Below are 25,624 nucleotides of genomic sequence, written 5' to 3' on the forward strand. Positions count from 1 at the left end.
CCCGGCGTATCGGCCGTTCAACTATTAAGCACACGCGCCCGGCAGCGTGCCTTCGGAAATTTTTTCCGTCGTTCGCGCAAAGCGTTGCAGGCCAAGTAAAACTTGCGCATTCCGGTCGATGCGAAAGCCGTCGGCGAGCCGCTGCCAGAGGCGTTTCGAGGGGGTGGCGCACGATTTTAAAAGGAATTACTCTGCACGCAGCGATTGAATTATGAAAAATTGATCGGTACTATACCCGCGCGCTTCTTGCAAAGCAAAAGAACCAGATTCTCAACGATTTTAATACTCACGCGCCGGTGGATATAACGATGAAAGACCGTCTCTTCGCAAAACTTTCTGGGGTAGTGCTGGCTTGCGGCGTGATCGCCGGTTGTGCGAGCCAGCCGCCGGCGCCGCCGTCTGCCGAGGTGTTCAACAAGTCGCTGGCCGATGCGGACGCCGTCGCGAAATCGGGTGACCAGGACAAGGCGCTCGGCCTGTACCAGCAGCTCGCGAAGTCGGATCCGACGCGCGAGGAGCCGTGGTCGCGCATCGCGCAGATCCAGTTTGCCCAGAACCACTACGGCCAGGCGATCGTCGCCGCGCAGGAAGCACTGCAGCGCGATGCGACCGACCGTCAGGCGAAGAGCGTGCTCGCGGTCGCGGGGCTGCGGATCGCGACGCAGTCGCTCGGCGAACTGCGCCAGGATTCGTCGCTCGCGGGCGATGCGAAGTCGGACGCGCAGGCGCTCGCGAAGCAGCTGCGCGACACGCTCGGCGAATCGGCGCTGTTCCCGCCGGAGCAGAAGGCGCAAACGCGCAAGGTCGTGCGTCGCCAGATTCACCGTCCGAAGGCCGGCGCCGGCGCTGCAACCGAGGTCGCCGCCGGTGCTGCCACCACGCCGACGGCGTCGGGCAACACCGCGCCGCAGAAGGGCGGCGCCGATCCGTTCAGCGCACTGCGCAACTGATCGCAACTGACCGCAACTGACGCGATAACCACAACTAACCTGGGAGCCGTCGAGATGGCCAAGAAAGAAAGCATTCAGAAAAGCTTGCAGAAAATACGGCCGCCGCGCGTCCAACTCACCTACGAGGTCGAGAAGGGCGACGCGATCGAGGTAAAGGAACTGCCGTTCGTCGTCGGGGTCGTCGGCGATCTGGCGGGCCAGTCGGAAGTCGAGCAGCCGAAGCTGCGCGACCGCAAGTTCGTCAACATCGACCGTGACAACTTCGACGACGTGATGAAGGCGATCGAGCCGCGTGCCGCATTCCAGGTGGAAAACCGCCTGAGCCCGGAAGGCGGCAAGTTCGCGGTCGACCTGAAGTTCCGTTCGCTGTCGGATTTCAACCCGGACGAAGTCGTCGAACAGGTCGAGCCGCTGCGCCGCCTGCTCGAGGCGCGCTCGAAGCTCGCCGACCTGCGCAACAAGCTCGCCGGCAACGACAAGCTCGAGGACCTGCTGTCCGAAGTGCTGAAGAACACGCAGCAGCTGCAGGAGCTCGCGAAGGGCACCGGCGGCGACAAAGACGGCGAATGACGACGGAGTGTTGAGATGAACCAGCAAACGGCTGCGGCCCAAGCGAGCGGCGCGGAATACGCCGCCGGGACTTCGCTGCTCGACGACATCGTCGAGAAGAGCAAGGTCGCGAAATCCGATTCCGAGCATGCACGTGCGAAGGACCTGATCGGCGAACTCGTGCACCAGGTGCTCGACGGCACGGTGATCGTGTCGGACAACCTGTCGGCGACGATCGACGCGCGCGTCGCGGAACTCGATCGCCTGATCTCCACGCAGCTGTCCGCGGTGATGCACGCGCCGGAATTCCAGCGCCTCGAAAGCACGTGGCGCGGGATGGATTACCTGGTCAAGGAAAGCAACACCGGCCAGACGATCAAGATCAAGGCGCTGCACGCACCGAAGCGCGACCTCGTGCGCGACTTCAAGGGCGCGAGCGAGTTCGACCAGAGCGCGCTGTTCAAGAAGGTCTACGAAGAAGAGTTCGGCACGTTCGGCGGCTCGCCGTTCGGTGCGCTGATCGGCGATTACGAGATCTCGCGCCAGCCGGAAGACATGTACTTCATCGAGCAGATGTCGCACGTCGCGGCGGCCGCGCACGCGCCGTTCATCGCGTCGGCGTCGCCCGAGCTGCTCGGCCTCGAGTCGTTCTCCGACCTCGGCAAGCCGCGCGATCTCGGCAAGGTGTTCGACACGGTCGAATACGCGAAGTGGAAGTCGTTCCGCGATTCGGAAGACTCGCGCTACGTCGGCCTCACGCTGCCGCGCTTCCTCGGCCGCCTGCCGTTCAATCCGAAGGACGGCCAGACGGCGGAGAACTTCAACTTCGTCGAGGACGTCGACGGCACCGAGCACGACAAGTACCTGTGGTGCAACGCGGCGTGGGCCTTCGCGGCACGCCTGACGGCCGCGTTCGACGACTTCGGCTGGTGCGCGGCGATCCGCGGTGTCGAGGGCGGCGGCCTCGTCGAGGACCTGCCGACCCACACGTTCAAGACCGACGACGGTGAAGTCGCGCTGAAGTGCCCGACCGAAATCGCGATCACCGATCGCCGCGAGAAGGAGCTGAGCGACCTCGGCTTCATCCCGCTCGTGCATTGCAAGAACTCGGATTACGCTGCGTTCTTCGCCGCGCAATCGGTGCAGAAACCGAAAAAATACAGCACCGACAGCGCGAATGCGAACGCCGTCCTGTCCGCCCAGCTTCAGTACATCTTCTCGGTATCGCGCGTCGCGCACTACCTGAAGGCGATGATGCGGGACAAGATCGGCAGCTTCGCATCGGCGCAGAACGTAGAGACTTTCCTCAACCGGTGGATTTCGCAGTACGTCCTGCTCGACGACAACGCGTCTCAGGAACAGAAGGCGCAATTTCCGCTGCGCGAGGCATCCATACAAGTGTCGGAGATTCCGGGCAAGCCGGGCTCGTATCGTTCGGTCGCGTTCCTGCGTCCGCACTTTCAGCTCGACGAACTCTCGATTTCTCTGCGACTTGTCGCTGATCTGCCCAAACCGGCAAATTCATAAGCGAGTAAATCGCCCGGGCGGGCCGCCTGGGTAGGACGTTAAAACCACCTCTTTGGGGAGTCGAAGGGCCATGTTACATATGCACTTGCAGTTTGGTAGTCCGGCGGTGAAGGGTGAATCCGCGGACAAGGACCATCAAGGCTGGATCGAGCTGAAATCGTGGGATCACTCGATCGTTCAGCCGCGTTCGGCAACGGCATCGACCGCAGGCGGTCACACGATGACGCGCTGCGAGCACGGCGACATGATTTTCACGAAGGAAATCGATTCGTCGAGCCCGCTGCTGTATCAGCACGCGTCGGGCGGCACCACGTTCGATGAAGTGACGGTCCATTTCTCGCGCGCGGACGGTGAAGGCAAGCGCGTGCAGTATCTGGAAGTGAAGCTCAAGTACGTGATCATCTCGAGCATCGCACCGAGCGTTCGCGAAGAAGGTCTGCCGCTCGAGACGTTCTCGCTGAAGTACGCGGCCGTGCAGTGGAAGCAGACCCAGCAGAAGATCGGCGGCAACCAGGGCGGCAACACGCAAGGCGCCTGGAGCCTGACGAAGAACGACAAGACCTACGCGGTCTAAGGTCGGTTGCGGCAACGGGGCGCTCGGCGTCCCGTTGCCGTTTTCGCTGTGCACGCCGGCCGATGAAAAGATTCGAACCCAGTTTTCTCGACAAGCTGTTCGACGACGAACCGCATCTGCCGGCCTCGGCCGCGATGCGGCAATTGTCGCTGGACGAGCTCAAGAACACGGTCGCCCGCGACGTCGAGGCGATCCTCAACACCCGTATCGCGCACACCGAAATCGAGCTGGCCGCGCTGCCGGAATGCCAGAAGTCGGTGCTGACCTACGGGCTGAACGATTTCGCGGGGCTGAGCCTCGCGAGTCACTACGACCGCGCGTTCATCTGCAAGTCGATCCAGCAGGCCATCGCGCGCCACGAGCCGCGGCTGCAGCAGGTGCAGGTGACGTTCGAGCTGAACGAGCAGTCGACCAACGCGCTTTACTTCGCGATCCAGGCGCTGCTCGTCGTGCACCCGGCCGAGGAGCCGGTGAGTTTCGATGCGATGCTGCAGCCGTCGACGCTGCAGTATTCGGTCACGCGCGCACGCGCGGCCAGAATGCTGTGAATCGAGCTGCCGAGCGGGCCGGACCGCCCGGTGGTGGATCAGGGTCCGGCAGGAAATATTGAGGTTCGGGGTCGTCGATGGAAGAATTGCTGCCGTATTACGAGCGCGAATTATCGTTTTTGCGGCGCTATTCGCGAGATTTCGCCGAGCGCTATCCGAAGATCGCCGCGCGGCTCGCGTTGTCGGGCGAGCACTGCGAGGATCCGCACGTCGAGCGGATGATCGAGTCGTTCGCGCTGCTCGGCGCGCGCATCAACAAGAAGCTCGACGACGACTACCCGGAATTCACCGAAGCGCTGCTGGAAGTGCTGTATCCGCACTACCTGCGGCCGTTCCCGTCGTGCTCGATCGCGCAGTTCACGCCGGCGTCGCCCGGCCAGCAGACCGAACCGGTCGTGATCGACCGCGGCACCGAGCTGAAGAGCCGCCCGATCCGCGGCGTGCAGTGCCGGTTCCGCACCGCGTACGACGTGACGCTCGCGCCGATCCGCATCTCGGAGGCGCGCTACACGCCGGTCGCGCTCGCGCCGAGCGCGACGGTGCTGCCGTCCAACGCGACGGGCGTGATCTCGATCACGTTCGAATCGCTCGCCGCGCAGCTCGATCTCGGCGCGCTGAAGCTGCCGACGCTGCGCGCCCACCTGCACGGCGAGCAGTCGTTCGTCGCTGCGCTGACCGACTGCCTGTTCGTCAACGTGCTCGGCGCGTACGTCGAGCCCGAGCGCAACGGCCGCTGGACCGCGCTGCGCAAGCTGCCGATCGCGCACGCCGGCTTCGACGAGGACGACGCGCTGATCGACTACCCGGCGAAGTCGCACCCCGCGTATCGCCTGCTCACCGAATACTTCGCGTTCCCCGACAAGTTCGATTTCGTCGATTTCGATCTTGCGGCCATCGCGCGCGCGTCGGGCCGCTGCCAGCGCGCGACGCTGCATCTGGTGCTGCAGGACGTGCGCAGCGATTCGCACGTCGCGCGGCTGCTCGAGCTGCTGACGGCCAGCCATTTCCGGCTGTTCTGCACGCCGATCGTCAACCTGTTCCGCCAGCACGGCGAGCCGATCCGCATCACGCACCGCGCGGTGTCGTATCCGGTGATCGCCGAAGCGCGCCGCGCGTTCGCGTACGAGGTGTACTCGATCGATTCGGTGAAGCTCGTCCGGCAGCAGGCGCATGAAGAATCGGTGATCGAGTTCCGGCCGTTCTATTCGCTGCATCACGGCGAATCGGCACGGATCGGTCACTACTGGTTCGCGCGCCGCAACGACTGGGTCGCGCAGAAAAGCCCCGGCTACGAAACCGAGATCTCGATCGTCGACATCGACTTCGAGCCGACCTCGCCGCAGACCGACACGCTGAGCCTCGACCTCACCTGCACGAACCGCGACCTGCCGGCGATGCTCGCATTCGGCCTCGAAGGCGGCGACCTGTTCCAGGAAGGCGGCGCGCAGACGAGCGGCATCTCGATGCTGCGCCGCCCGACGCAGAGCGTGCGCTTCGAGCGCGGCCGCGCCGCGCACTGGCGGCTCGTGTCGCATCTCGCGCTGAACCACGTGTCGCTGGTCGCGCACGGGCTCGCGCCGCTCAAGGAAATGCTGACGCTGTACGACCTGCGGCGCACCGCCGTGTCGATGCGCCAGATCGACGGCCTCGCCGGCGTCGAGCAGCGCGGCGCCGTGCAGTGGCTGCCCGGCAAGCCGTTCGCGACCTTCGTGCGCGGCATCGAGATCCGCCTGACGATCGACGAGGAGCACTTCGTCGGCGCGAGCCTCGCGTCGTTCGTACGCGTGCTCGACAGCTTCTTCGGGCTGTACGTCCATCTCAACAGTTTCGTTCAACTAGTCGTGGTGTCGAAGCGCACCGGCGAGGAGATCATTCGATGCAAGCCCCGCACCGGCGAATCGATCCTGGCGTAGTCGACGCGCTGCTCGACGAGCCGCACCGCTTCGAGTTCTTCCAGGCGGTGCGCGTGCTCGAAGGGCTATTCGCGCGGCAGGCGTCCGATGCCCCCGGCGCGTGGCGGCAGGGCGACGTCGTCGCGCAGCGCATCGAATTCCGCAACACGCTGTCGCTCGGCTTTCCGCCGAGCGAGATCGAAGGCGCCCGCTCGTTCGACGACGACGGCACGCTGCTCGACTCGGGCGAGGATCGCGGCGCCGCGCTCGCGGCCGGCGAGCTCGGTCACGTCGAACTGACACCCGCATTCTTCGGGCTGCTCGGCGGGCAGGGCGCGCTGCCGCTGCACTACACCGAGCAGATCGTCGCGCGCGAGCACCTGAAGCGCGACCACGCGGCGCGCGCCTTCTTCGACGTGTTCTCGAACCGCGCGACCGCGCTGTTCTACGCGGCGTGGAAGAAATACCGGCTGCCGTTCCATTACGAACTCGACCGCGACGAGCGCTACCTGCCGCTCCTGCTCGCGATCGCCGGCGTGCCGAGCGACGAGGTGCGCGACAGCCTCGCGGCCGGCGCGGGCGGCGTGCTCGACGAGGCCGTCGCCGGCTACGCGCTCGCCGCGCGGCACCGGCCGATGTCGGCTGCCTACCTGCAGCGCACGCTGTCCGATTACTTCCGCGTGCCGGTGAGGATCGACCAGTTCGTCGGCAAGTGGTACGACGTGCCGCCCGACCAGCTGAGCGTGCTCGGCGAGGTCAACGCGGTGCTCGGCGCGACGGCGCTCGTCGGCGAACGCGTATGGCAGCGCGACATGCGCGCGCGGATCGTCGTCGGCCCGCTGTCCAAGCGCGACTACGAGGCGTTCTTGCCCGGTGGCGCGCAGGCCGTCGCGCTCGAGCGGATGCTGACGCTGCTCGCCGGCGTCACGCTCGAATACGAGGTGAAGCTCGTGCTGAAACGCACCGAGGTCGGCGCGAGCGTGCTCGGCGCAGGCTCGCGGCTCGGCTGGGATGCGTTCCTCTGCACCCGCGACGCAGCCGAAGACCGCTCGGACGCCCGCTATGAACTGCACGTGATTCACTGATTCCGAACGACAACAAACAATCGAACCTGAGATCGACGCCATGAGCACGCCCCTGAAGACCCTGATCACGAAACTGAACCCGCTGTGCCGGCACGCGACCGAGCGCGCGGCGAGCGCGTGCCTGGCGCGCGGCCATTACGAGGTCGATCTGGAGCATCTGTTTCTCGCGCTGCTTGACCAGGCGACGGGCGACCTGCCGCTCGCGTTGCGTGCGAGCCGCGTCGATCCGCATGCGCTGCGCGCCGATCTCGAGCGCGAACTCACGCGCCTGAAGACGGGCAACACGCGCACGCCGGTGTTTTCCGTGCACCTGATCGCGCTGTTCGAACAGGCCTGGTTGATCGCATCGCTCGATTCGCAGCTCGGCCGCATCCGTTCGGGGCATCTGCTGCTCGCGCTGCTGACCGCGCCCGATCTCGCGCAGTTCGCGCAGCGCATGTCGTCGCAGTTCGCGGAAATGAACGTGACGGACCTGAAGCACAAGTTCGACGAGATCATGGCCGGTTCGAGCGAGGCCGAGCCGCGCCAGGCGGATGCGGAAGGCAGCGACGTCGCGCCGGCCGCCGACGGCGCCGCGCCCGCGGCCGGCCCGTCGAAGACGCCCGCGCTCGACACGTACACGACCAACCTCACGCAGCGCGCGCGTGACGGCAAGATCGACCCGGTGATCGGCCGCGAAGCCGAGATTCGCCAGGCGATCGACATCCTCATGCGCCGCCGCCAGAACAACCCGATCATGACCGGCGAGGCCGGCGTCGGCAAAACGGCGGTCGTCGAGGGTCTCGCGCTGCGGATCGCGGCCGACGACGTGCCGCCGCCGCTGCGCGGCGTCGCGCTGCACGTGCTGGACATGGGCCTGCTGCAGGCCGGCGCGAGCGTGAAGGGCGAGTTCGAGAACCGCCTGAAGAGCGTGATCGACGAGGTGAAGAAGAGCGCGCACCCGATCATCCTGTTCATCGACGAGGCACACACGATCATCGGCGCGGGCGGCCAGGCCGGCCAGAACGACGCGGCGAACCTGCTGAAACCGGCGCTCGCGCGCGGCGAACTGCGCACGATCGCCGCGACGACCTGGAGCGAATACAAGAAGTACTTCGAGAAGGATGCGGCGCTCGCGCGGCGCTTCCAGGTCGTGAAGGTCGAGGAGCCGAGCGAGCCGCTCGCGGCCGCGATGCTGCGCGGGATGTCCGGGTTGATGGAGAAGCACTTCAACGTGCGGATCCTCGACGACGCGATCACCGAGGCCGTGCGCCTGTCGCATCGCTACATCAGTGGCCGCCAGCTGCCGGACAAGGCGATCAGCGTGCTCGACACCGCGTGCGCGAAGGTCGCGCTCGCGCACAGCGCGACGCCCGCGGCGATCGACGACACGAAGAAGCGCATCGAGCGCATCGACGCGGAAATCGCGTCGCTGGAGCGCGAGGCGGCGGGCGGCGCCGCGCACGACGAGCGCCTGGGCGAACTGCGCGGCGCGCGCGACACGGCGCTCGCGCAATTGACCGAGGACGAGGCGCGCTATGAAGCCGAGCGCGCGATCGTCGTCGAGATCACCGAGCTGCGCGACACGCTCGACCGGGCGCGCGGTCCGTCGGAAGACGGCGAGCCGGTCGACGTGCCGGCCACGCGAGAGAAGCTGGCCGAACGCGTCGCGGCGCTGCACGCGCTGCAGGGCGGCGAGCCGATGGTGCCGCTGCAGGTCGACGGCCACGTCGTCGCCGAGATCGTCGCCGCGTGGACGGGCATTCCGCTCGGCCGGATGGTGAAGGACGAGATCGACACCGTGCTGAACCTGCAGCCGCTGCTGACCGCGCGCGTGATCGGCCAGGACCATGCGCTCGATGCGATCGCGCAACGCGTGCGCACGGCGACCGCGAACCTCGAGGATCCGAACAAGCCGCGCGGCGTGTTCATGTTCGTCGGGCCGTCGGGCGTCGGCAAGACCGAGACGGCGCTCGCGCTGGCCGACATCCTGTACGGCGGCGAGCGCAAGATGGTCACGATCAACATGAGCGAGTACCAGGAAGCGCACAGCGTGTCGGGCCTGAAGGGCTCGCCGCCGGGCTACGTCGGCTACGGCGAGGGCGGCGTGCTGACCGAGGCCGTGCGCCGCAACCCGTATTCCGTCGTGCTGCTCGACGAGGTCGAGAAGGCGCACCCGGACGTGCTCGAGATGTTCTTCCAGGTGTTCGACAAGGGCACGATGGACGACGCCGAAGGGCGCGAGATCGACTTCCGCAATACGCTGATCATCCTGACGTCGAACGTCGGATCGGCCGCGGTGATGCAGGCGTGCCTGAACAAGCCGGCCGAGGAACTGCCCGATCCGGACGCACTCGCCGAGGCGCTGCGCCCGCAGCTGTACAAGACGTTCAAGCCCGCGTTCCTCGGCCGGATGAAGGTCGTGCCGTACTACCCGATTTCCGACGACGTGCTGGCCGAGATCATCGAGCTGAAGCTCGAACGGATCCGTCGCCGCATCGAAGCGAACCACAAGGCCGCGTTCGAGTGGGACGAATCGCTCGTCGACGCGGTGCTCGCGCGCTGCACCGAGGTCGATTCGGGCGCTCGCAACGTCGACCATATTTTGAACGGCACGCTGCTGCCGGAGATCGCGGGCCACGTGCTCGGCCGGATCGCCGACGGCGCGGCCATCGCGCGCATCGCGGTGCGCGCGGACGAGGCCGGCGAATTCGCCTATACGGTCGAATGAACCCCCGCACGCGACATCTCATGCATCAACGGATTCACTGAACCATGCCGATCAATCTCCCCGAGCTGCTGACGCCGATCAGCGATGCGTCGCCCAGCGGCGACGACCTGCTGTTCTCGAATGAATTCGACGCGATCCAGGACGCGCGGCGCTACGACGATCCGACGCTCGACCAGGGCGAGTGGGTGACCGAGATCAAGGAGGCCGACTGGGGCTTCGTCGTCGATCACGCGGGCGCGCTGCTGCGCACGTGCACCAAGGACCTGCGGCTCGCCGTATGGCTGACCGAGGCGCTCGCGCTGGAGGACGGCATCACCGGCCTCACCGAAGGCTATGCGCTGCTGGAAGGCCTGTGCCGCGACTACTGGGACACCGTGCATCCGCTGCCGGAAGGCGACGACGTCGAATACCGGCTCGGCAACGTCGCGTGGCTGTCCGGCCGCACGGCCGAGCTGCTGCGCGGCATTCCGGTGACCGACGGCGCATCGAACGCGTTCACCACGCTCGACTGGGAAGTCGCGCAGCATGTGGCGCAGGCCGTGAAGCGCGATCCGGAACATGCGGACGACATCGCGCGCGGCAAGCCGTCGGTCGAGCAGGTCGATGCGTCGCGGCGCGTGACGTCGATCGCGTTCTACACGACGCTGCTCGCGAACCTGAAGGCGTTCGAAATCTCGCTCGACGCGTTCGAGGAGCGGCTCGTCGAACGCGCCGGCGATTCGGCGCCGAGCTTCCGGCAGACGCGCGACGCGTTCGAGACCGTGTACCGGCTCGTCGAGCGCTTCGCGCGCGAGCAGGGCTATACGGGCAGCGCGCCGCATGCGCCGTCGGCGCCGCAGGCGCAGCCCGAGCGCATCGAGCCGAGCTTCGGCGACGCGTTCCACACCGAGGAGACCCATGTGCAGTCGCAGACCGCTCCGCGTCCGCCGGTGACGCAAATGATCGCCGGCATCCAGAACCGTGCGCAGGCCGTCGACCAGCTTCGTGCGGTCGCGCGCTACTTCCGCCAGACCGAGCCGCACAGCCCGGTCGCGTATCTCGCGGACAAGGCCGCCGAATGGGCCGACATGCCGCTGCACAAGTGGCTCGAGAGCGTCGTGAAGGACGACGGGTCGCTGTCGCACATCCGCGAGCTGCTGGGGGTGAGGCCCGACGAGCAGTCGTGAGCCGCCGCTTGTTGACCTGAGAGCGCGGGCCCGGCGGGCTCGCGATGAACGAGAAGAAGGGTGACGCATGAACGTGACCGAACTGGCACAGGCGATTCGCGGTGGCCTGATCCAGCAGGATCGGCTGCTGAAGACGGACATCCCGTCGCTGCCGAACAATGCGCTCGTGCCGCGCCGCGCGGTGACCAGTTCGGCGCTCGGCCGCGATTTCAGCGTGGCGCTCGATCTGGTGTCCACCGCGAGCGACGTCGAGCTCAAGACGCTGATCGCGCAGCCGATCACGCTGTGGATCCAGCAGCCGGACAAGTCGTATCTGCCGATCAACGGCTATGTCCACACGGCGCGACGGCTCGGCGCCGACGGCAGCCTGTCGAGTTACCAGCTGCGCTTCGCGTCGTGGATGCATTTCCTCAAGTTCCGCAGCGACATGCGGTACTGGCAGGACCAGCCGGTCGACGCAATTCTCTCCGACGTGTTCGATACGCATCCGCAGGCCAGGGGCCAATACCAGTTCGCGTTGTCGAAACCGTTGCCGTCCCGGTCGTACTGTCGCCAGAGCGAAACCGACTGGAACTTCGTGCACCGGCTGATGGAGGACGAAGGGCTGTTCGGGTTCTGGCGGCACAGCGAAGACGGGAAGGCGCATACGCTCGTCATCACCGACGACGTGCATGCGGTCGATGCGCTGTCCCCGAATGTCGTTACGTTCGATCGTTCCGGCAGCGGCACCGAAACCGCCGGGTTTACGCAGTGGACCGCATCGCGGACGTTGCAAAGCACGCTGCACACGACGCGCACCTTCGACTACAAAGCGCCGTCGTCGGCGGCCAATCCGAACGGCACGTCGCTGCCGACCAAGGCCGGCCAGGGGGACCTGCCGGGCCAGGCGGAAATCTACGAATACACCGGCGCGTACACGTATCCGGGCCAGGACCGCGGCGAACACCTGTCGAAGATTCGTCTCGAGGAATGGGAGTCGCGCGCGAAGCGCTTCTTCGGCGTGGGCGGCGTGCGCGCGATCGATGCCGGCCGGCGCTTCACGCTGACAGGTCATCCCGAGCACGACCGCGATTCGGCGAGCGAGCGCGAGTTCGCGGCCATCGGCGTCACGCGGTACATCGAGAACAATCTGCCGGTTTCGGACCACGAAGCGAGCTTTCCGCATAGCCTGCAGGACCAGCTGGCGCAGGTGAAGGCCGGTCACGGGGAAGCGGCGGCATTCGAAGTTGGGCATGACGACGGCTCCGCCGGGTTCTATCTCGTCGAGGTCGAAGCGCAGCGCGCGAGCGTGCCGTACCGCAGCCCGTTCGAGCATCGCAAGCCCGCGATGCAGCTCGAGACGGCGATCGTCGTCGGGCCGAAGGGCGAAGAGGTTTATACGGACGAGCTGAACCGGATCAAGGTCATGTTCGTCTGGGACCGCCAGAGCGAAGGCCGCGAGAACGCGTCGTGCTGGATGCGTGTCGTGCAGTCCGATACCGGCGGCGGGTACGGCGGCGTGCATATTCCGCGGGTCGGCGAGGAAGTGCTGATCGGCTACATCGGCGGCGACTGCGACCGGCCGATCGTCATGCATCGCGTGTACAACGGTGCGACCAGGCCGCAGTGGCATAGCAACGGGATCCTGTCGGGCCTCCGGTCGAAGGAGTATGCAGGATCGGGGCACAACGAGATGGTGCTCGACGACGCGACCGGGCAGAACCGCGCGCGCCTGTTCAGCAGCAGTGCGAATTCGTTGCTTCATCTCGGCTATCTGATCGAGCAGAACGGGAACACGCGCGGTGCGTATCTCGGCTCAGGCTTCGACCTGCGCACGGACGCGTACGGCGCGATGCGAGCCGGGCAGGGCCTGTACGTGACGACGCATCCGAAGCAGGCGAACAGCCAGCCGCTCGACGTGAGTGAGGCGAAGCAGCAGCTTGGCAATGCGCAGGGGCTGATCGAATCGATGTCGCAGGTCAGCGAGATGCATCAGGCGGAGAGTCTCGGCACCGGTCGCGATGCGCTCAAGCAATTCGCCGAGGCGACGCAGAACAGCGTGGCGGGGGCGGCCTCGGGCGGTGGCAGGACCGCAGGCGGCGGGACGGGGAATGCGAATGCGTTCAAGGAGCCGGTGATGTTGTTCGCGAGCCCGGCGGGGATTGGGGTGGCGTCGCAGCAGTCGGTGCACCTGGCGAGCGACCGGCAGACCAATATCGTCAGTGGTCAAAGTACGTTCATTACCAGCGGGAAGTCGCTGATCGCCGGCATCCGGGATCGCATCAGCCTGTTCGCGCAGAACGCCGGGATGAAGCTGTTCGCCGCGAAGGGCAAGGTCGAGGTTCAGGCGCATGCGGACAGCATCGAACTCACAGCGCAGAAGACCGTGAAGATGATGGCGGCGACCGAGGCCGTCGACGTGGCCGCGAAGCAGGAGATCCTGCTCACGTCGGGTGGCGCCTATATCCGGATCAAGGGCGGCAACATCGAGATTCACGCGCCGGGGAAGGTAGATTTCAAGGGCGCTCAGCACCAGTTCAGCGGACCGACGAGCATGCAGTATCCGCTGCCCGCGATGCCGGGCGGCACGTGCAAGCAATGCGTGCTGAATGCGCATAGCGGTCGTGAATCGATGGTCGAGGCGGATTGATGGACGAAGTCAACGATACGGGTGACACCATCGAGATGGCGGCGGATGGGCCCAATCCGCGCGAGCGTGAATGGCCGGCGTTCGTGGAGACGCTGAAGGCATCGCTGGAGCACGAGGCCGGCGACGGCAGACCGATGCGTCTGTACGTGCTCGTCGACACGCGCGGTTATCAGGAGCTGGACACGCAGCTGGCAGCCGTGCGCGGCCTGCGTTACGCGTCCCTTTGGACCGATACCGGGCTGGATGCCTATACGGATATCGCACCGTACCTGATTGCGTTCGACGGTCGCGCACTCGACGGCGGGGATGCGGAGCAGCATCGCGTGCTGCGTCAGCTGTGGCTGGATGCCGTCGATCTGCATGCGGTGACGTGGTTGTGCTCGGCGTGGTCGTTCGACGCGCTGGATGCACATCTGCGCCAGTACGTGAAGTACGCGCTGCCGAACGGTCGCGCGTACTACCTGTTCTTCTTCGACAATCTTGTATTCGGGCGGCTCCGACAGGTGTGGAGCGACACGCAGGCGCAGCAGTTCGTCGCGCCGTTTAGCGAGATCCGATATCGCGATCGTCGGCTCGACGAAGTCGTGTGGCGCAACGACACGCCGGCGGTTGAAGGTGTGATGTCGGCAAGCGACGCACCGGACCTCAGCGAGCGGCAGCACGCGCTACTGATCGAGCTCGGGTACCCGGACAAGCTCGTGCTGAAGTTTCGCGAGACGATGGCGGCGGTGGTCGATCACCTGTCCGATGCGGAACTCCATGATCAGGTTGTCGAGCAACTCGAACGCGCAGCAGCGCACGGGATTGCCGAAGAAGCGGAATTGCAGTGCTACGTAATGACGGGCGTGCTGGTTGCGCCCCGGTTCGACGAGCATCCCGCGGTGCGGGTGTGCCTTGGAGCCGTGGCGCATGGAGAGACGACGCTCAATGACGCGTTGGCGACGATCGACGACGCGACATGGAATGCGATTCGCGATGCGCACGAGCGGGAATCGATGGAGGCGCTTCGTGGCGTGGCGTAGGTCCGCGCCGGCGATGTGCCTGGTTGCGGCGGCTTTGAGCGCGTGTGGCAAGTCGGAGCCGGTGTATAGCGGAGTTTCGGTAATGGGTCGGAATTATCTGCCGTACAACATGAGCGGCTTCACCGTGATGGACGCGTTTGGAAACAAGGCAAGCGGCGGCGGGGACGACCCGCCGGGTGCAGGTGGGGGGAGCGTGACGTGTTGCTACCAACTCAAGGGCGCCGAGTTCACGGTCGAATGGAAGTATTACGATGCAGACCGATGGACGATGGACGACTCGCACATGCAGGAGGTCGAGACAAAGGTCGTGATGCCACCGTCGGTCGTTCCTGAGCAGCTCGGCGCCCGCATTCTCGAAGTTCATTTCTATCCGGATCGTCACGTCGAGCTTCAATTTCCGGGCGAACTTCTCGACAAGTCGCGTATTCCGATCGTCGAGGTTTCCCGATGGATGGCGACTCGTTATCAGGCGCAACTGGATAGGAAATTTGCAGATACGGACGGGCAATCGCATCGTCGCATCGCGCGTGCAGTGGCTGCTGCGTGGCTGAAATATCGGCTGACCGACTGGCGTGATCTCGCGCAATACGTGTACTTCGACCTGCTGGTGAACAGTCGATTCGATTCGCACCCGACGGTCCAGCGCATCTTGCAGACTGATGCCAGTCAACCCGGTACGTTCGCGAAGTCGATGCAGACCTTGTCGAAGAACGTGCTGTCGGCTTTGGCGAGCGGCCGCTTCGAACCCGTGGCTGTCCCGGCGGTTCCTGACGGCTTGCTGCCGTCACCGCGTATGGACGAGGCGCGACATGGTTGATTTCGTGGGGAGAGGTTCTGGCTATGAGTGGAAGGGCCGCTTACGTGACGGGCGGAACGATACCGATGCGTGGGATATGCCTGCAACGCATGCTCGACAATATTCGGAAGGAAAACATCAGTGAATAGCACGACGGGATTTTCGGGGCTGGCGAGCCGTGTTCTGGCTGGGTGTCTGCTCGTGACGGCCATGGCGGCGTGCGGCAAGTCGGAGCCGACATATAGCGGCGTTTCGGTCATCGCTCACAACTATCTGCCGTACAACCTGGACGGGTTCACGATCACCGATGCCCACGGAAACAAGGCGGGTGGGGGGAACAGCTTGCCGGGTGGTGGGGGCGGGGTGACGTGTTGCTACAAGCTCCAGGGAACCGAGTTCACGGTCAAGTGGAATTACGTCGACGTCGACCAGTGGCATAAAGGCAATGAGGAAACGCTTCACGCCGAGGCAAAGGCGACGTTGCCCCCATCGCAGGTTCCGGAGAAGGTAGGCGATCGAATCCTCGAGGTTCACTTCTATCCGGATCGTCACGTCGAGCTTCAGTTTCCTGGCGCGTTGATGGACGAATCGCGTATTCCGATGATCGATGTGTCGCGCTGGATGGCGAGCAGGTATCAGGCGCAATTGAGCAAGCGGTACGACGAGCGTGAAGACCAGCAGTTTCGTCGTGTCGCTCGAGTTGTTGCGTTGGCATGGTTGAAGTACCGCCTCGTCGATCTCGACGATTTGAAGCAGTACGCTTACTACAACCTGCTCGTGAACAGTCGCTTCGACTCGCATCCGGAGATCCAGCGCATGTTGCAAGCGGATGCCGGCAAGCCAGGCGCTTTTGCGAAGTCCATGCAATCGTTGCCGAAGAATGTTCTGTCTGAATTGACGAGCGACAAGTTCGAACCGGTCGCAGTGCCACCCATATCCGACGGGCTGGTTCCGCCGCCGCGTGTCGAGGAGAAAAAGCATGGCTGAAAGAGTCAAACTCGATCCGGATGACGCGACGCCAACATCCGTATACGCCCAAATCGCAAACCAGAATGCGACGATGTACCCGAAGGGCGATTGCATGCCGTGCGGCGCGACGATTCGGATGGGCTTTTTCTTCGATGCATTCGGACGCCATCGCGATATCGACGATCCATCGAGTTCGCAATACTCCAATATCGCCCGGCTCTGGGAAGCGCATCGCGATATGGAGGATCCGAGACGGCCCGCGAATCAGTTCTGGTTTCGCTTCTATTATTCGGGATTGGGCACGCCCCTCAACGAGTCAGCCAAGGCCGAGGAATGGATCAATGCTGCCGTAGCCGCGAGCAAGATGGGGGGCAAGAAGGCGTTGAGCGGAGCGCAATCGGTCGCCAAGTCGTTCACGCGCGTCAATACGCCGCTCAAGCAGGCCAGCGTAAAAAAACGTGTCGACGACGTAAAGAAGCAGCTCATCGATGGGTTCCTCGAGGGGGATTTCTCGCTTCGACCAATCGACAAGGCATTCCAGGATCTTCGGAAGGATATCGAACGCATTCCCGCTCAGGCGCGGCGTGTCATGAACGTCTTGAATGCATCGCCGGAGCGATACTGGGAACGAACCAAGGCGACCGGAACGCTGCTGTGGCGCAACGCGAAGAACGACTTCAAGAACAACGTCAAAGGCGCTCCGATGAAGGCGGGCTGGGCGGTCGCTCGCAGCCTCTTTGTCGGTATAGCGATGGAGAACGTGCCGATCGTGCGTGACAATTCCGTCATGGCCAAAGCTTTCGGCACAGGTGTCGATACGCGGTTGATCGCCGCCAAGGACCAGTTCAAGACTGCGTACGAGGCCGTCAAGAGCCAGATGCCGAAAGTCCGGGCGATCGAGGTTTCGGTGTTCGGCGCGGATCGAGGGTGCGTGCTCGCACGTGCGTTCATCAACGATCTGGCGGAGAAATACAAGCGCAGGGACGACACGGATCTCGCTATTGACGGTGTGTCGATTCAGATCAAATTCGTCGGATTGCTCGATGCAGTTTCATCCATCATGTCGGAGGAGGCCGGCGAGCTGATCGGAATGGTGCCTTATCTGGGTATGCTCAAAACCAGCTTCAAGGATCGTCCTCTCGCCATCCCGGCCAGTGTGCAGCGCTGCGTTCATTTTGCCGCTGCGCATGAGATGCGCTTCTATCAGCGACTCGACAGTCTCGAGAAAACCCGTGGCGAACAGTTTCTCTATCCGGGCACGAGCTGTGATGTCGTCGGCGGCGCGCCGAGCGGGGCCATGGGGCTCAATGCCGAATTGATGAGAGTCCCGCTGCAAGACATGTTGCTGGAAGCGATCAAGGCGGGCGCGGTCATGGACACCATGGAGGATCTGTACCTGTACAACGCGCCGGTGTTCAAGCGTTTCAAGCTCTCGGATCCGATCAAGTACGGTGGTAAGGAGTATCGAATCAAGGCGCTGGTCAACGCCTACCGCACCCTCGTCCCGCGCAAGCCCGGCGCCGACTTCATGGAGCATTCGAAAGTCTTCATGCGCTGGATTGCAGCCCGCTACATGGATCCCGACTTCCGCCGCACGATTGCCGACCCGGTTGCCGACTGGAAACGCAACATGAGCGACGCTGACCTGCAGCGCAAGACGGCGAAGTCGCAACTCGACTGGGAACTGCAGCGACAAGGCATCAACATGAGCATGCTGGCCAGCCGCAGCCAGGAGGACCAGGCGAAGCTGCGGGGCATGAAGGCAGCGAGCGACGCGGCACAAAAGCGCTATGAGAAGCTGATCGCGGAAGCGCCGAAGGACTATTCGACGGTCTGGGAGCGTCTCGAGAAGGAAGCGGCAAAGAAGCTGCGCCGCGCGTCGTATCAGGACGGCCTGAAGCAATCCGCCGAGCGTATCCGTAACATGCCGGATTCGTGGGACTCCAATAACAAGGCGAGCGCGGACGCGATCGAGGCGGCTATGCTGCCGGAAGCCGAGATGGAGCTGGTGTCGGCCTGGAAGGAAGGGGTCGAAGGCAAGCATCCGCTTCCGCAGGAGGTCATGGCGCTGTTCGACATGCTTGTCCACGATACGTTGTTGACGAGCTGGCAAGACCACGTGCTGGCGCCGTCACTGTACTTCCGCACTCGCGACAAGGATACGTTCGGGTCGAGCGATCTCGCAAAGGAAGCGAAGCAGCGCAAGAAAGACGATCTTGCCGCGGCACGTATCGACCAGGCGGCCAAGCAGAGCCAGGAATGGGCGCGGGGCTACAAGGGCGGCACAACTCCCCCCATTCATTGAGCGGCGTTGCTGGATGACGGAGCGCCAGCCTCGCTGTCTATCAGGGAAGAGCGCTCCGCGAGATGACCGCCATATTCGAATGCTGAACCGCCGAACATCGACTCACGGCAGATTCAGCATGGCGCCTGGCCTACAAGCAACTCCGCGAAACCGGCCTGCACGTCCGCATCACGCACCGCTGGCGCGATTCCGCGCGCGCCGTGCTTTGCGCCGCACCGCATGCTTTTTGCGATCCTCGATCCACGGAAGCAGCGCAATGCTCACCGCACACAGCATCAAGCCGCCGACCAAGGCGAACAGACCGAATCCGATTTCTCGTACCCATTCCCCGCCCACAACCGCTTCGTTGCGCCGCGCAATACCCGGAAACATCGGCGAAACGCGCAGACCATCGTTCCCGGCCTCGCCGCAATACGTCTTCGTGAACGCGGCGAACTGTTCGCGACCGATGTTCGACGCGGCCGAACGCGAATAAACAGGCGACCCGGCAGGCCGCCACGTCGTGTCGTAGTGCTGCGTCTGCCCTGCACCATAGCGGAAGACGGCGCGCGCTTCCCATGTCACGTCGGACTTGCCATATCGCAGAGACAACTCGCATCGCTCGACGAAGGCGGGGACATGAGGCCATGCACCAGCGCGAACGAGGATGGCCGAATTGATGACGCCCGATGCGCCCACCAGCACGAAGACCGCACCGAAAACCAGAAGAATGGCCGATCGCAAGCAGCGCAGAGCGAATTTCATCGGAATTGCTGGATTCTCGCCATACCCCCGAATGCTCCGCCTACTGCCCCACCCGGAACTCGATCCGCCGATTCCTCGCCCGCCCTTCGGCCGTATCATTCGGCGCAATAGGCTGATCCGGCCCGACCCCCGTCGTCGTCATCTGCTGCGGCGGGATGCTCTTCGTGATCAGATACCCCTTCACCGCGTCCGCACGCGCCTGGCTCAGCGCGATGTTCGACGTCCGGTTCCCGGAGTTGTCGGTATGCCCGATGATGTCGACCGTGCGGTTCTGCATCTTCGCGAGCGCGGCCGCCATCTGATCGAGAATCTGCCTGCCTTGCGGCGTGAGCGTCGCACTGCCCGTTTCGAACTCGATCGTGCGATTCGCGAGCGTCTGGTCGAGCAGCCCCTGCTCGGACGCCGACACGCGCAGCCCGTTCTTGATCGTATAAGTCGGATTCAGCGTATTCGCCATGTCGCTCGCGAGCTGCTGGCGCTGCGCCTCGTTGTGCACCTCGCCCTTCATCTCGATCTGCGTGCCGTTGATCTTCAGCTGGCCTTTGCTGATCTGCTTCAACTGCGCACCGAGCAGCTTCTGCACGTTCGCGCTCCAGTTCGGCGGCGTCGCGACGTCGCCGACCTCGATCTGGTCGACCACGTTCGCCGCGCCGTAGGTGTCGCGCAGCTTCTGCAGCACGGCGGCCTTGGTCGCCTCGTCGGGCACCTTGCCGCCGACCACCACCTGGCCGGGCGACGCGTTCGCGGGCGGCGGTGCGATCGTGCCGGCCGTGCCGCGCACCACCGTGCCGGACGCCGTGGCCGACGCGGCGCCAGGGTTGGCGTTCCCGGGCAGGGCAGTGGCCGCGACCGTGCCGTTGCCGACCGGCGTGACGGTCGCGCCGCCCGTGTTCTGCGCATGGGCCGCGCCGCAGGCGACGAGGCCCGCGGCGGCGAGAGCGGATACGAAGGGCGACAAGCGCGTGCGCCGGACCTGAATCGTGCGTTGCATCCCGTCAGCCTCCGATGAACGCTTCGCGGAAGGCGTCGATGGCGACGCGCAGCGAGAGTTGCGGTTGGTCGAGGTAGCTGACGAGCTTGCTGATCTGGTGATCGTTTTGCGCATGGGCGTCGATCCACTCGGGATCGTCGATGTCGATGTTGTGGGCGGCGTAGGTCTGCGGATCGACGACGCTCAGCAGCGTCTTCGACGACGCGCCGTTGAAGCCGATGATCAGCCGTTCGCGTTCGGCGATCGTGCCGATGAAGATCGCGAGCTCGAAGTCGGCCTGCGCGACGAACGGTGCGATCAGTTCGAGCCAGAACGCGGCGACGAGGCTGCGATAGAACGGGTCGACCGGCAGCGGCAGCGTGAGGCCGCGCTCGATGTGCGACGAGCCACTCTGCATCACGGGCCGCAACAGCGAACCGAGCGCGAGCATCGCGCCGCGCAGCCGCACCGGATGACCGCTTTCGAGCAGCATCTGCTGCAGGCCGTACAGCGACTGGTGTTCGATGAAGTCGTTGAAGGTGCCGTCATGCGACGTGCCGGGGCCGCCGACGTCGATCGGCACCTGCGTATCGCCGAGCGCCTGCAGCGCGCCGGGCGGCTCCTCCTTCGCGAGCAGCGCCGGCATCTGCGCGGCGACGCGCGACCACAGCCGCGCGAACGCGAGCGGGCTGCGCGCGAGGAACGCGAGCGGCCGGTCGACCTCGAGCGCGGTCGCGCCGAGGAACGGGAAACGGCGCATCGACACGTCGTGGCTCGCGACCATGTGGCCCGCGATGGCGAGCTTGCTGCGCGAGCCGAGGAACGCGAAATGCATCGGCTTCGCATCCTCGTAGACGATCTTCCAGCGCGGATCCTCCGCGAGCAGTTCGAGTGCTTGCGCGATCCAGCGATCGAGCGTCTGCAGCAACTGCGGATTGTGCTGGCTCTTCACGAAGTCGCCGCGCGACGGAATCTTGCCGAAGTAGGCGATCTGCGCCTGAACGGTTTGCGTCATTGCGCCCCCTGTGCGTTCGTTGCGGTGGCGGCCGCGACGGCCGGTGCGGCCGCCGGCGCGCCCGAGCCGGCCTGCGTCGCGTTCTGCGCGGCACCCGCGCTCGCGTCGGCGACCGACGACGGCAGCTGCAGGCCGCGCAGGCTCTGCTGCTGCGGCTGGTCGCCGCCGCTGCTGGTCGGCTGCGACGTGCTGATGATGCGCATCGTCACCGACACGTTCACGCTGCCCTGGACCCACGTGAGGTCGAAGGTGCCGTCCGGACGGCGCTTGCGCTGCGCCGAGTTGATCAGCTTCTCGAGACCGTAGCGGCCCGGTTCGTTGACGAGCTGCACCGTGCGGCCGTCGAAGGTCGTCGCGGACAGCGTCGCGCCCGGCGAGCCCTGCGGGTTCGGCCACACGAAGTTGGTCCACTGCGGCGGCGTGTTGCGGTAGCGCAGCTGCTGGCCGTCGATCGCGATCGTGTATTCCGTCGTGCCCGTGCTCGGCTGCGGCAGGATCTGGAACACGGTCTGCGGTTCGGCCGCCGCGGCCGCGCCGCCCGCGGCGCCGCCGGCGAGCGGGGCGACCCAGCGCGCGAAGCCGTTCGTGAAGTCGGGCGTGAGGCCGATGCCCATGTCGCCCCACGTGCGGGCGGCGAGCGTGTCGCCGCGGCGCACCGCGAGCGGGCCCAGCGTCGTGCCGACGAACTTCGCGATCGCACCGTCCGGACCGAACACCTGCGCGATTTCACCGGCGCCGGCCTCGACCTTCGCGTTCGCCGCGAACGGGTACTTGGTCGCGAGCGAGCTCTGGAACGGCTGGTAGACCTGCGCGTTCCATACCTTGTTGACTTCCGCGCTGGCAGGCTGGATCACCACCGAGAACGCCTGCATCAGCGGCCGCACCAGCAGCGGACGCAGCGACTTGCGTTGCGAATCGGTGAGGCCTGTCAGCATCTGCTCGTCGACGAACTTCAGCGAATCGGCGAGTTCCGAGCCGTTGCCGTCGAGCGTCTGCTGCATCAGCTGGCGCGCGCCGGGGCCGGGGTCGCCCTGGTTCTTGATCACGTTGAAGCGCGTACGGACCTTCGACAGCGAATCCATGTAGCCCTTGAGCATCGACGTGCCGTCGTGCGTCGCGACGATCCGCGCGAGCCCGATGAACTCCTGGCCGATCGGACCCATCGGCACCTCGGCCGGATTGCCGTTGATGTCGATGTTCGCGGCCGCCACCTGGCCGGCCTGCGAGCGCGTGAACAGCTGCTTGACCCAGTTCACGACGCCGGTCTGCGCCTTCTTGATCGCGACGTTCGCCAGCGACGGGTTGTCCCACGACGTCTGGTCGTACGCGGTCTCGAGGATCTTGCGGATCGGCGAATCCTGCGGGTCGCCGAGGCGGTTCATCCCGTCGACGGCCTGGCCGAAGCTGCTGAAGCCCTGCACCGCGATGCCCTGCATGAACTTCTGCCAGTGCTGCGCGTACTCGGTCTTGTACATCCCGACGAGAGTCTTCTGGATCTGCTCGGGGCTGCCTTCCAGCGTCAGGTCGTCCTGCGTCGACGTGTTCAGGACCCAGTCCTTCGCCTGCAGTTCCTTGGTCGCCGCGTCGCGGATCGCCGGCTGCACGTAGTCGAACCACGCTTCGCGCGTGAACGTGCCCGGAATCGCATAGCTGCCGGCGACCAGCCCCTGGTTGCCGTCGCCGACGATGCGCGCGATGGTCATCGGCGCGAAGCGGGTCGACGCGCGCGCCTTGATTTCCTCGTAGACGCGCTGGCGGGCCGGCATGCCGCGCACGACGCGGCGCAGGTTCTCGCGGGTCTGGTCGACGAGCGCGAGGTTCGCGTCGATCATCGGCCAGTCGTTGTCGTTCACGCGGGCGAGATAGAACGAGATCATGCGCTCGGCGCTCTTGATCATCTCGTCGCGCGGCATGTTGCCGCGATTCGTCTCGAGCCAGCCGCGCCAGAAGCGGGCGAGCTGGTCGGTCAGGTGCGCCTGTTCGACGTGACGCTTGTCGGACAGCATCAGGTAGGTCTTCAGCGCGTTGTACGCGTCCTGCACGTTGGTCGGCGACGCGTCGCTGTAGAGGCCGCCTTGCGGCGCGGCCGGCTGTTGCGGCGCGGCGGCGGCCGCCGCCGCCGCGGATGCGCCTTGCGCGGCGCCGGCGAGCGGCGTGGCGCCCTGCACGGCCCCCGATTCCGGCGGGCGCGTCATCGGCACGAGCTGTTCGGGATGCGCGTTCACGTCCTTCATGAACGACGCGAGGTTCTGCGAGACCGGCGCGAGCAGGATCTGGCGCACGCCGTTGTAGTACTCGGTCAGCAGGTGCTGCTCGAGACGGTCGCCCTGGTACAGGCCGAGCGACACCGACACCGGCTTGTCGCGGCGGAACTGTTCGAGCTGTTCGATGCGGTCTTCCAGGATGTCCATTGCCTGCAGGCGCGACTGCAGGTCGTTGCGGCCCTGCTGCAGGCGCGTGACGTTGTCGAGGTCGGCCTGCACGTTCGCGACGAGCTGCTGGTTGCCGATCGTCGACCAGGTCCAGCCGCCGAGCGCGAGTGCGAGCGCCGCGACGAAGCCGAAGAAGGTCGCGTAGCGCAGCCGGGTCTTGGTCGGGCTCGCGAACTGGCGCACGGTCTGGCGGTCCGCGAAGATCACCTTCGAGAACAGGTCGCGCAGGAAGAAGCCGTTCTTCGAGAACGCGCTGTGCGGCTTGGGCAGCGCGCTCGCGTCGAGGCCGAAGCGGTGCGCGATGCGCTGCGCGGCGGCGCTGTTGGTTTCGCCTTCCTGCAGCGCGCTGGTGAAGTAGAAGCCGCGGAAAATAGGCTTGTACTGGAACGGGTTGTTCTCGAACAGCGTCGCGAGGAACGCGCGCAGCGACGGCTTGATCGTCGAGAATTCGAGCGGGAAGCTCAGCTGGCCCGGCGACAGCTGGTTGCCGCGCGACAGCGACAGCTGCGCGACGCTGATTTCCTTCAGCCCTTCGTAGAGTTCCTCGAAGTGCGTGTCGAACTGCGCGACCACGTCGCGCTTGTCATCGGGCTCGTAGGGCAGGGTGGCGCCCCACACGCGGTCGTATTCGTGCTTGTCGCTGCTGCTGAAGAATTCGGTGAAGCCGGTGATCAGGTCGGCCTTGGTGAACATCACGTAGACCGGCGCGAACACCTCGAGCTTTTCCGTCAGTTCCTGAACGCGCTGACGGAGATTCTTCGCGAGGTTGATCGCGAACTCGGGGCGGTTGCCGGTGAGTTCGGCGATGCTCGCGGTGACGATGATGCCGTTGATCGGCGCCTTCGGACGATAGCGCTTCAGCAGGCCGAGAAAGCCGAGCCATTCGCTGCGGTCTTCCTCGTGCACCGAGTAGCGGCCGGCCGTGTCGAGCAGGATTCCTTCGGTCGTGAAGAACCAGTCGCAGTTACGCGTGCCGCCGATGCCGTGGATCACCGCGCTGTTCTTGTCCGCGAACGGAAACTGCAGGCCGGAGTTCAGCACGGCGCTGCTCTTGCCGGCGGCCGGGTTGCCGATCACGATGTACCACGGCAGTTCGTACAGCGCGGAGCCGCCCGACACCTGGCCGATCTTCGACGTCTTGATCGTCTTCACGGCGTCGGACAGGCGCGTGCGCAGCACGTCGAGGTCGGCGGTCTTCGTGTCGGGTGCGAGCGCGGCCGCGGCCGGCGCGGCGATCTTGCCGGTTTCCGCCTGCTCTTCCAGCACCTGCCCGAGCTGCCGGTTCGCGCGCTTCACGCGCCAGCGGCGCACCAGTGCGACGCCGAGCCACAGCACGAGGATCGCCGCGAAGGCGACCGCCGCCCACAGGAGCGGCAGCTGCAGCATGTCGGCAGCGATGAAGAGAATCGCCGCTAGCGCGACGATCCCGACAATCGAGAGCGTACGCGGATGAGTCAGCACGTTGAGGATGCGTTGCATAGGACGTTCAGGTTCCGGTGCGATTCGGTGAGGCGACGCAGGCGCGCCGAGCGGCAAGCGTGGCGCCGCGATGTGTCGCCATGCTGTCAAACGGGATGAAGGGGGCTGGCATCAATGCGCCCGCGGCATCGGAGAAGGCGCGCGCAATAATGAAAGGACGCTGTGAGAATTAAAACGGAAGCGGCTGCCTGAAAAAATCGCGCAACGGAATGCCCGATTGTTTGCGCCGCCCAAATCGTTTCCTGCCGGGTGATTAAAAAGC

At 65.1% G+C, this 25,624-nt stretch carries 18 protein-coding genes; 14 read left to right on the top strand and 4 right to left on the bottom strand.

The genetic code is table 11. The features are described 5' to 3' along the window. Nucleotides 1-308: 308 nt before the first annotated feature. The 14 genes from DIE04_RS21365 (at nt 309) to DIE04_RS21430 (ending at nt 18,722) form a co-directional block, all read left to right on the top strand. Complete coding sequence (locus tag DIE04_RS21365) at nt 309-950, top strand: M48 family metallopeptidase (protein WP_124522218.1); 642 nt, start codon at nt 309-311, stop codon at nt 948-950. 54 nt (nt 951-1,004) lie between these two features. After that, nucleotides 1,005-1,520, top strand: a complete 516-nt coding sequence (tssB, locus tag DIE04_RS21370; RefSeq protein WP_059465242.1) for a type VI secretion system contractile sheath small subunit — start codon at nt 1,005-1,007, stop codon at nt 1,518-1,520. Between the two features lie 15 nt (nt 1,521-1,535). Then, complete coding sequence (gene tssC, locus DIE04_RS21375; protein ID WP_006751237.1) at nt 1,536-3,026, top strand: type VI secretion system contractile sheath large subunit; 1,491 nt, start codon at nt 1,536-1,538, stop codon at nt 3,024-3,026. A gap of 70 nt (nt 3,027-3,096) precedes the next feature. Continuing rightward, complete coding sequence (locus tag DIE04_RS21380) at nt 3,097-3,600, top strand: type VI secretion system tube protein Hcp (protein WP_006477093.1); 504 nt, start codon at nt 3,097-3,099, stop codon at nt 3,598-3,600. 62 nt (nt 3,601-3,662) lie between these two features. Then, on the top strand, nt 3,663-4,148 hold the full coding sequence (gene tssE, locus DIE04_RS21385) for a type VI secretion system baseplate subunit TssE (RefSeq protein ID WP_044845929.1): 486 nt from the start codon (nt 3,663-3,665) through the stop codon (nt 4,146-4,148). A 77-nt stretch (nt 4,149-4,225) separates the two neighbouring features. Then, nucleotides 4,226-6,061, top strand: a complete 1,836-nt coding sequence (gene tssF / locus DIE04_RS21390) for a type VI secretion system baseplate subunit TssF (RefSeq protein WP_124487868.1) — start codon at nt 4,226-4,228, stop codon at nt 6,059-6,061. After that, the gene (gene tssG / locus DIE04_RS21395) at nt 6,025-7,125 is read left to right on the top strand and encodes a type VI secretion system baseplate subunit TssG (RefSeq protein ID WP_124487869.1); all 1,101 of its coding nucleotides are present in this window, start codon (nt 6,025-6,027) and stop codon (nt 7,123-7,125) included. The genes tssF and tssG overlap by 37 nt, the downstream gene beginning before the upstream one ends. 40 nt (nt 7,126-7,165) lie before the next feature. Then, a complete protein-coding gene (tssH, locus tag DIE04_RS21400) occupies nt 7,166-9,835 on the top strand; it encodes a type VI secretion system ATPase TssH (RefSeq protein ID WP_124522216.1) in 2,670 nt (889 codons plus the stop codon). Nucleotides 9,836-9,879: 44 nt separating this feature from the next. Further along, nucleotides 9,880-11,001, top strand: a complete 1,122-nt coding sequence (gene tssA / locus DIE04_RS21405) for a type VI secretion system protein TssA (protein ID WP_124522214.1) — start codon at nt 9,880-9,882, stop codon at nt 10,999-11,001. 67 nt (nt 11,002-11,068) lie between these two features. Continuing rightward, entirely contained in the window at nt 11,069-13,630 is a 2,562-nt protein-coding gene (locus DIE04_RS21410; RefSeq protein WP_124522212.1) for a type VI secretion system Vgr family protein, read from the top strand. Beyond that, nucleotides 13,630-14,652, top strand: coding sequence for a DUF4123 domain-containing protein (locus tag DIE04_RS21415; RefSeq protein ID WP_124487873.1), 1,023 nt, complete (start codon nt 13,630-13,632; stop codon nt 14,650-14,652). Before DIE04_RS21410 ends, DIE04_RS21415 begins: the two co-directional genes overlap by 1 nt. A gap of 13 nt (nt 14,653-14,665) precedes the next feature. After that, nucleotides 14,666-15,469, top strand: coding sequence for a DUF3304 domain-containing protein (locus DIE04_RS21420; protein WP_124487918.1), 804 nt, complete (start codon nt 14,666-14,668; stop codon nt 15,467-15,469). Nucleotides 15,470-15,658: 189 nt separating this feature from the next. Continuing rightward, nucleotides 15,659-16,435, top strand: a complete 777-nt coding sequence (locus DIE04_RS21425; protein ID WP_124487919.1) for a DUF3304 domain-containing protein — start codon at nt 15,659-15,661, stop codon at nt 16,433-16,435. Further along, complete coding sequence (locus tag DIE04_RS21430; protein WP_124522210.1) at nt 16,428-18,722, top strand: DUF2235 domain-containing protein; 2,295 nt, start codon at nt 16,428-16,430, stop codon at nt 18,720-18,722. The genes DIE04_RS21425 and DIE04_RS21430 overlap by 8 nt, the downstream gene beginning before the upstream one ends. Before the next feature lie 168 nt (nt 18,723-18,890). Here DIE04_RS21430 and DIE04_RS21435 read toward each other — a convergent pair whose 3' ends face one another. The 4 genes from DIE04_RS21435 to tssM are packed head-to-tail and all read right to left on the bottom strand — an operon-like array spanning nt 18,891 to nt 25,362. After that, nucleotides 18,891-19,466 (bottom strand): DUF3592 domain-containing protein, encoded by a 576-nt coding sequence (locus tag DIE04_RS21435; RefSeq protein ID WP_124487875.1) that lies wholly within the window; start codon nt 19,464-19,466, stop codon nt 18,891-18,893. A gap of 40 nt (nt 19,467-19,506) precedes the next feature. Beyond that, nucleotides 19,507-20,457: an OmpA family protein gene (locus DIE04_RS21440; RefSeq protein ID WP_124487876.1), complete on the bottom strand. Its 951-nt coding sequence runs from the start codon at nt 20,455-20,457 to the stop codon at nt 19,507-19,509. A gap of 4 nt (nt 20,458-20,461) precedes the next feature. Next, nucleotides 20,462-21,451 carry a type VI secretion system-associated protein TagF gene (gene tagF, locus DIE04_RS21445; RefSeq protein ID WP_124487877.1) on the bottom strand — a complete coding sequence of 330 codons (990 nt, stop codon included), beginning with the start codon at nt 21,449-21,451 and terminating at the stop codon, nt 20,462-20,464. Beyond that, nucleotides 21,448-25,362, bottom strand: a complete 3,915-nt coding sequence (gene tssM / locus DIE04_RS21450; RefSeq protein WP_124573264.1) for a type VI secretion system membrane subunit TssM — start codon at nt 25,360-25,362, stop codon at nt 21,448-21,450. The genes tagF and tssM overlap by 4 nt, the downstream gene beginning before the upstream one ends. Nucleotides 25,363-25,624: the final 262 nt, after the last annotated feature.

This window comes from Burkholderia sp. Bp8994, from assembly GCF_003853805.1.
In the GTDB taxonomy this organism is placed as follows: domain Bacteria; phylum Pseudomonadota; class Gammaproteobacteria; order Burkholderiales; family Burkholderiaceae; genus Burkholderia.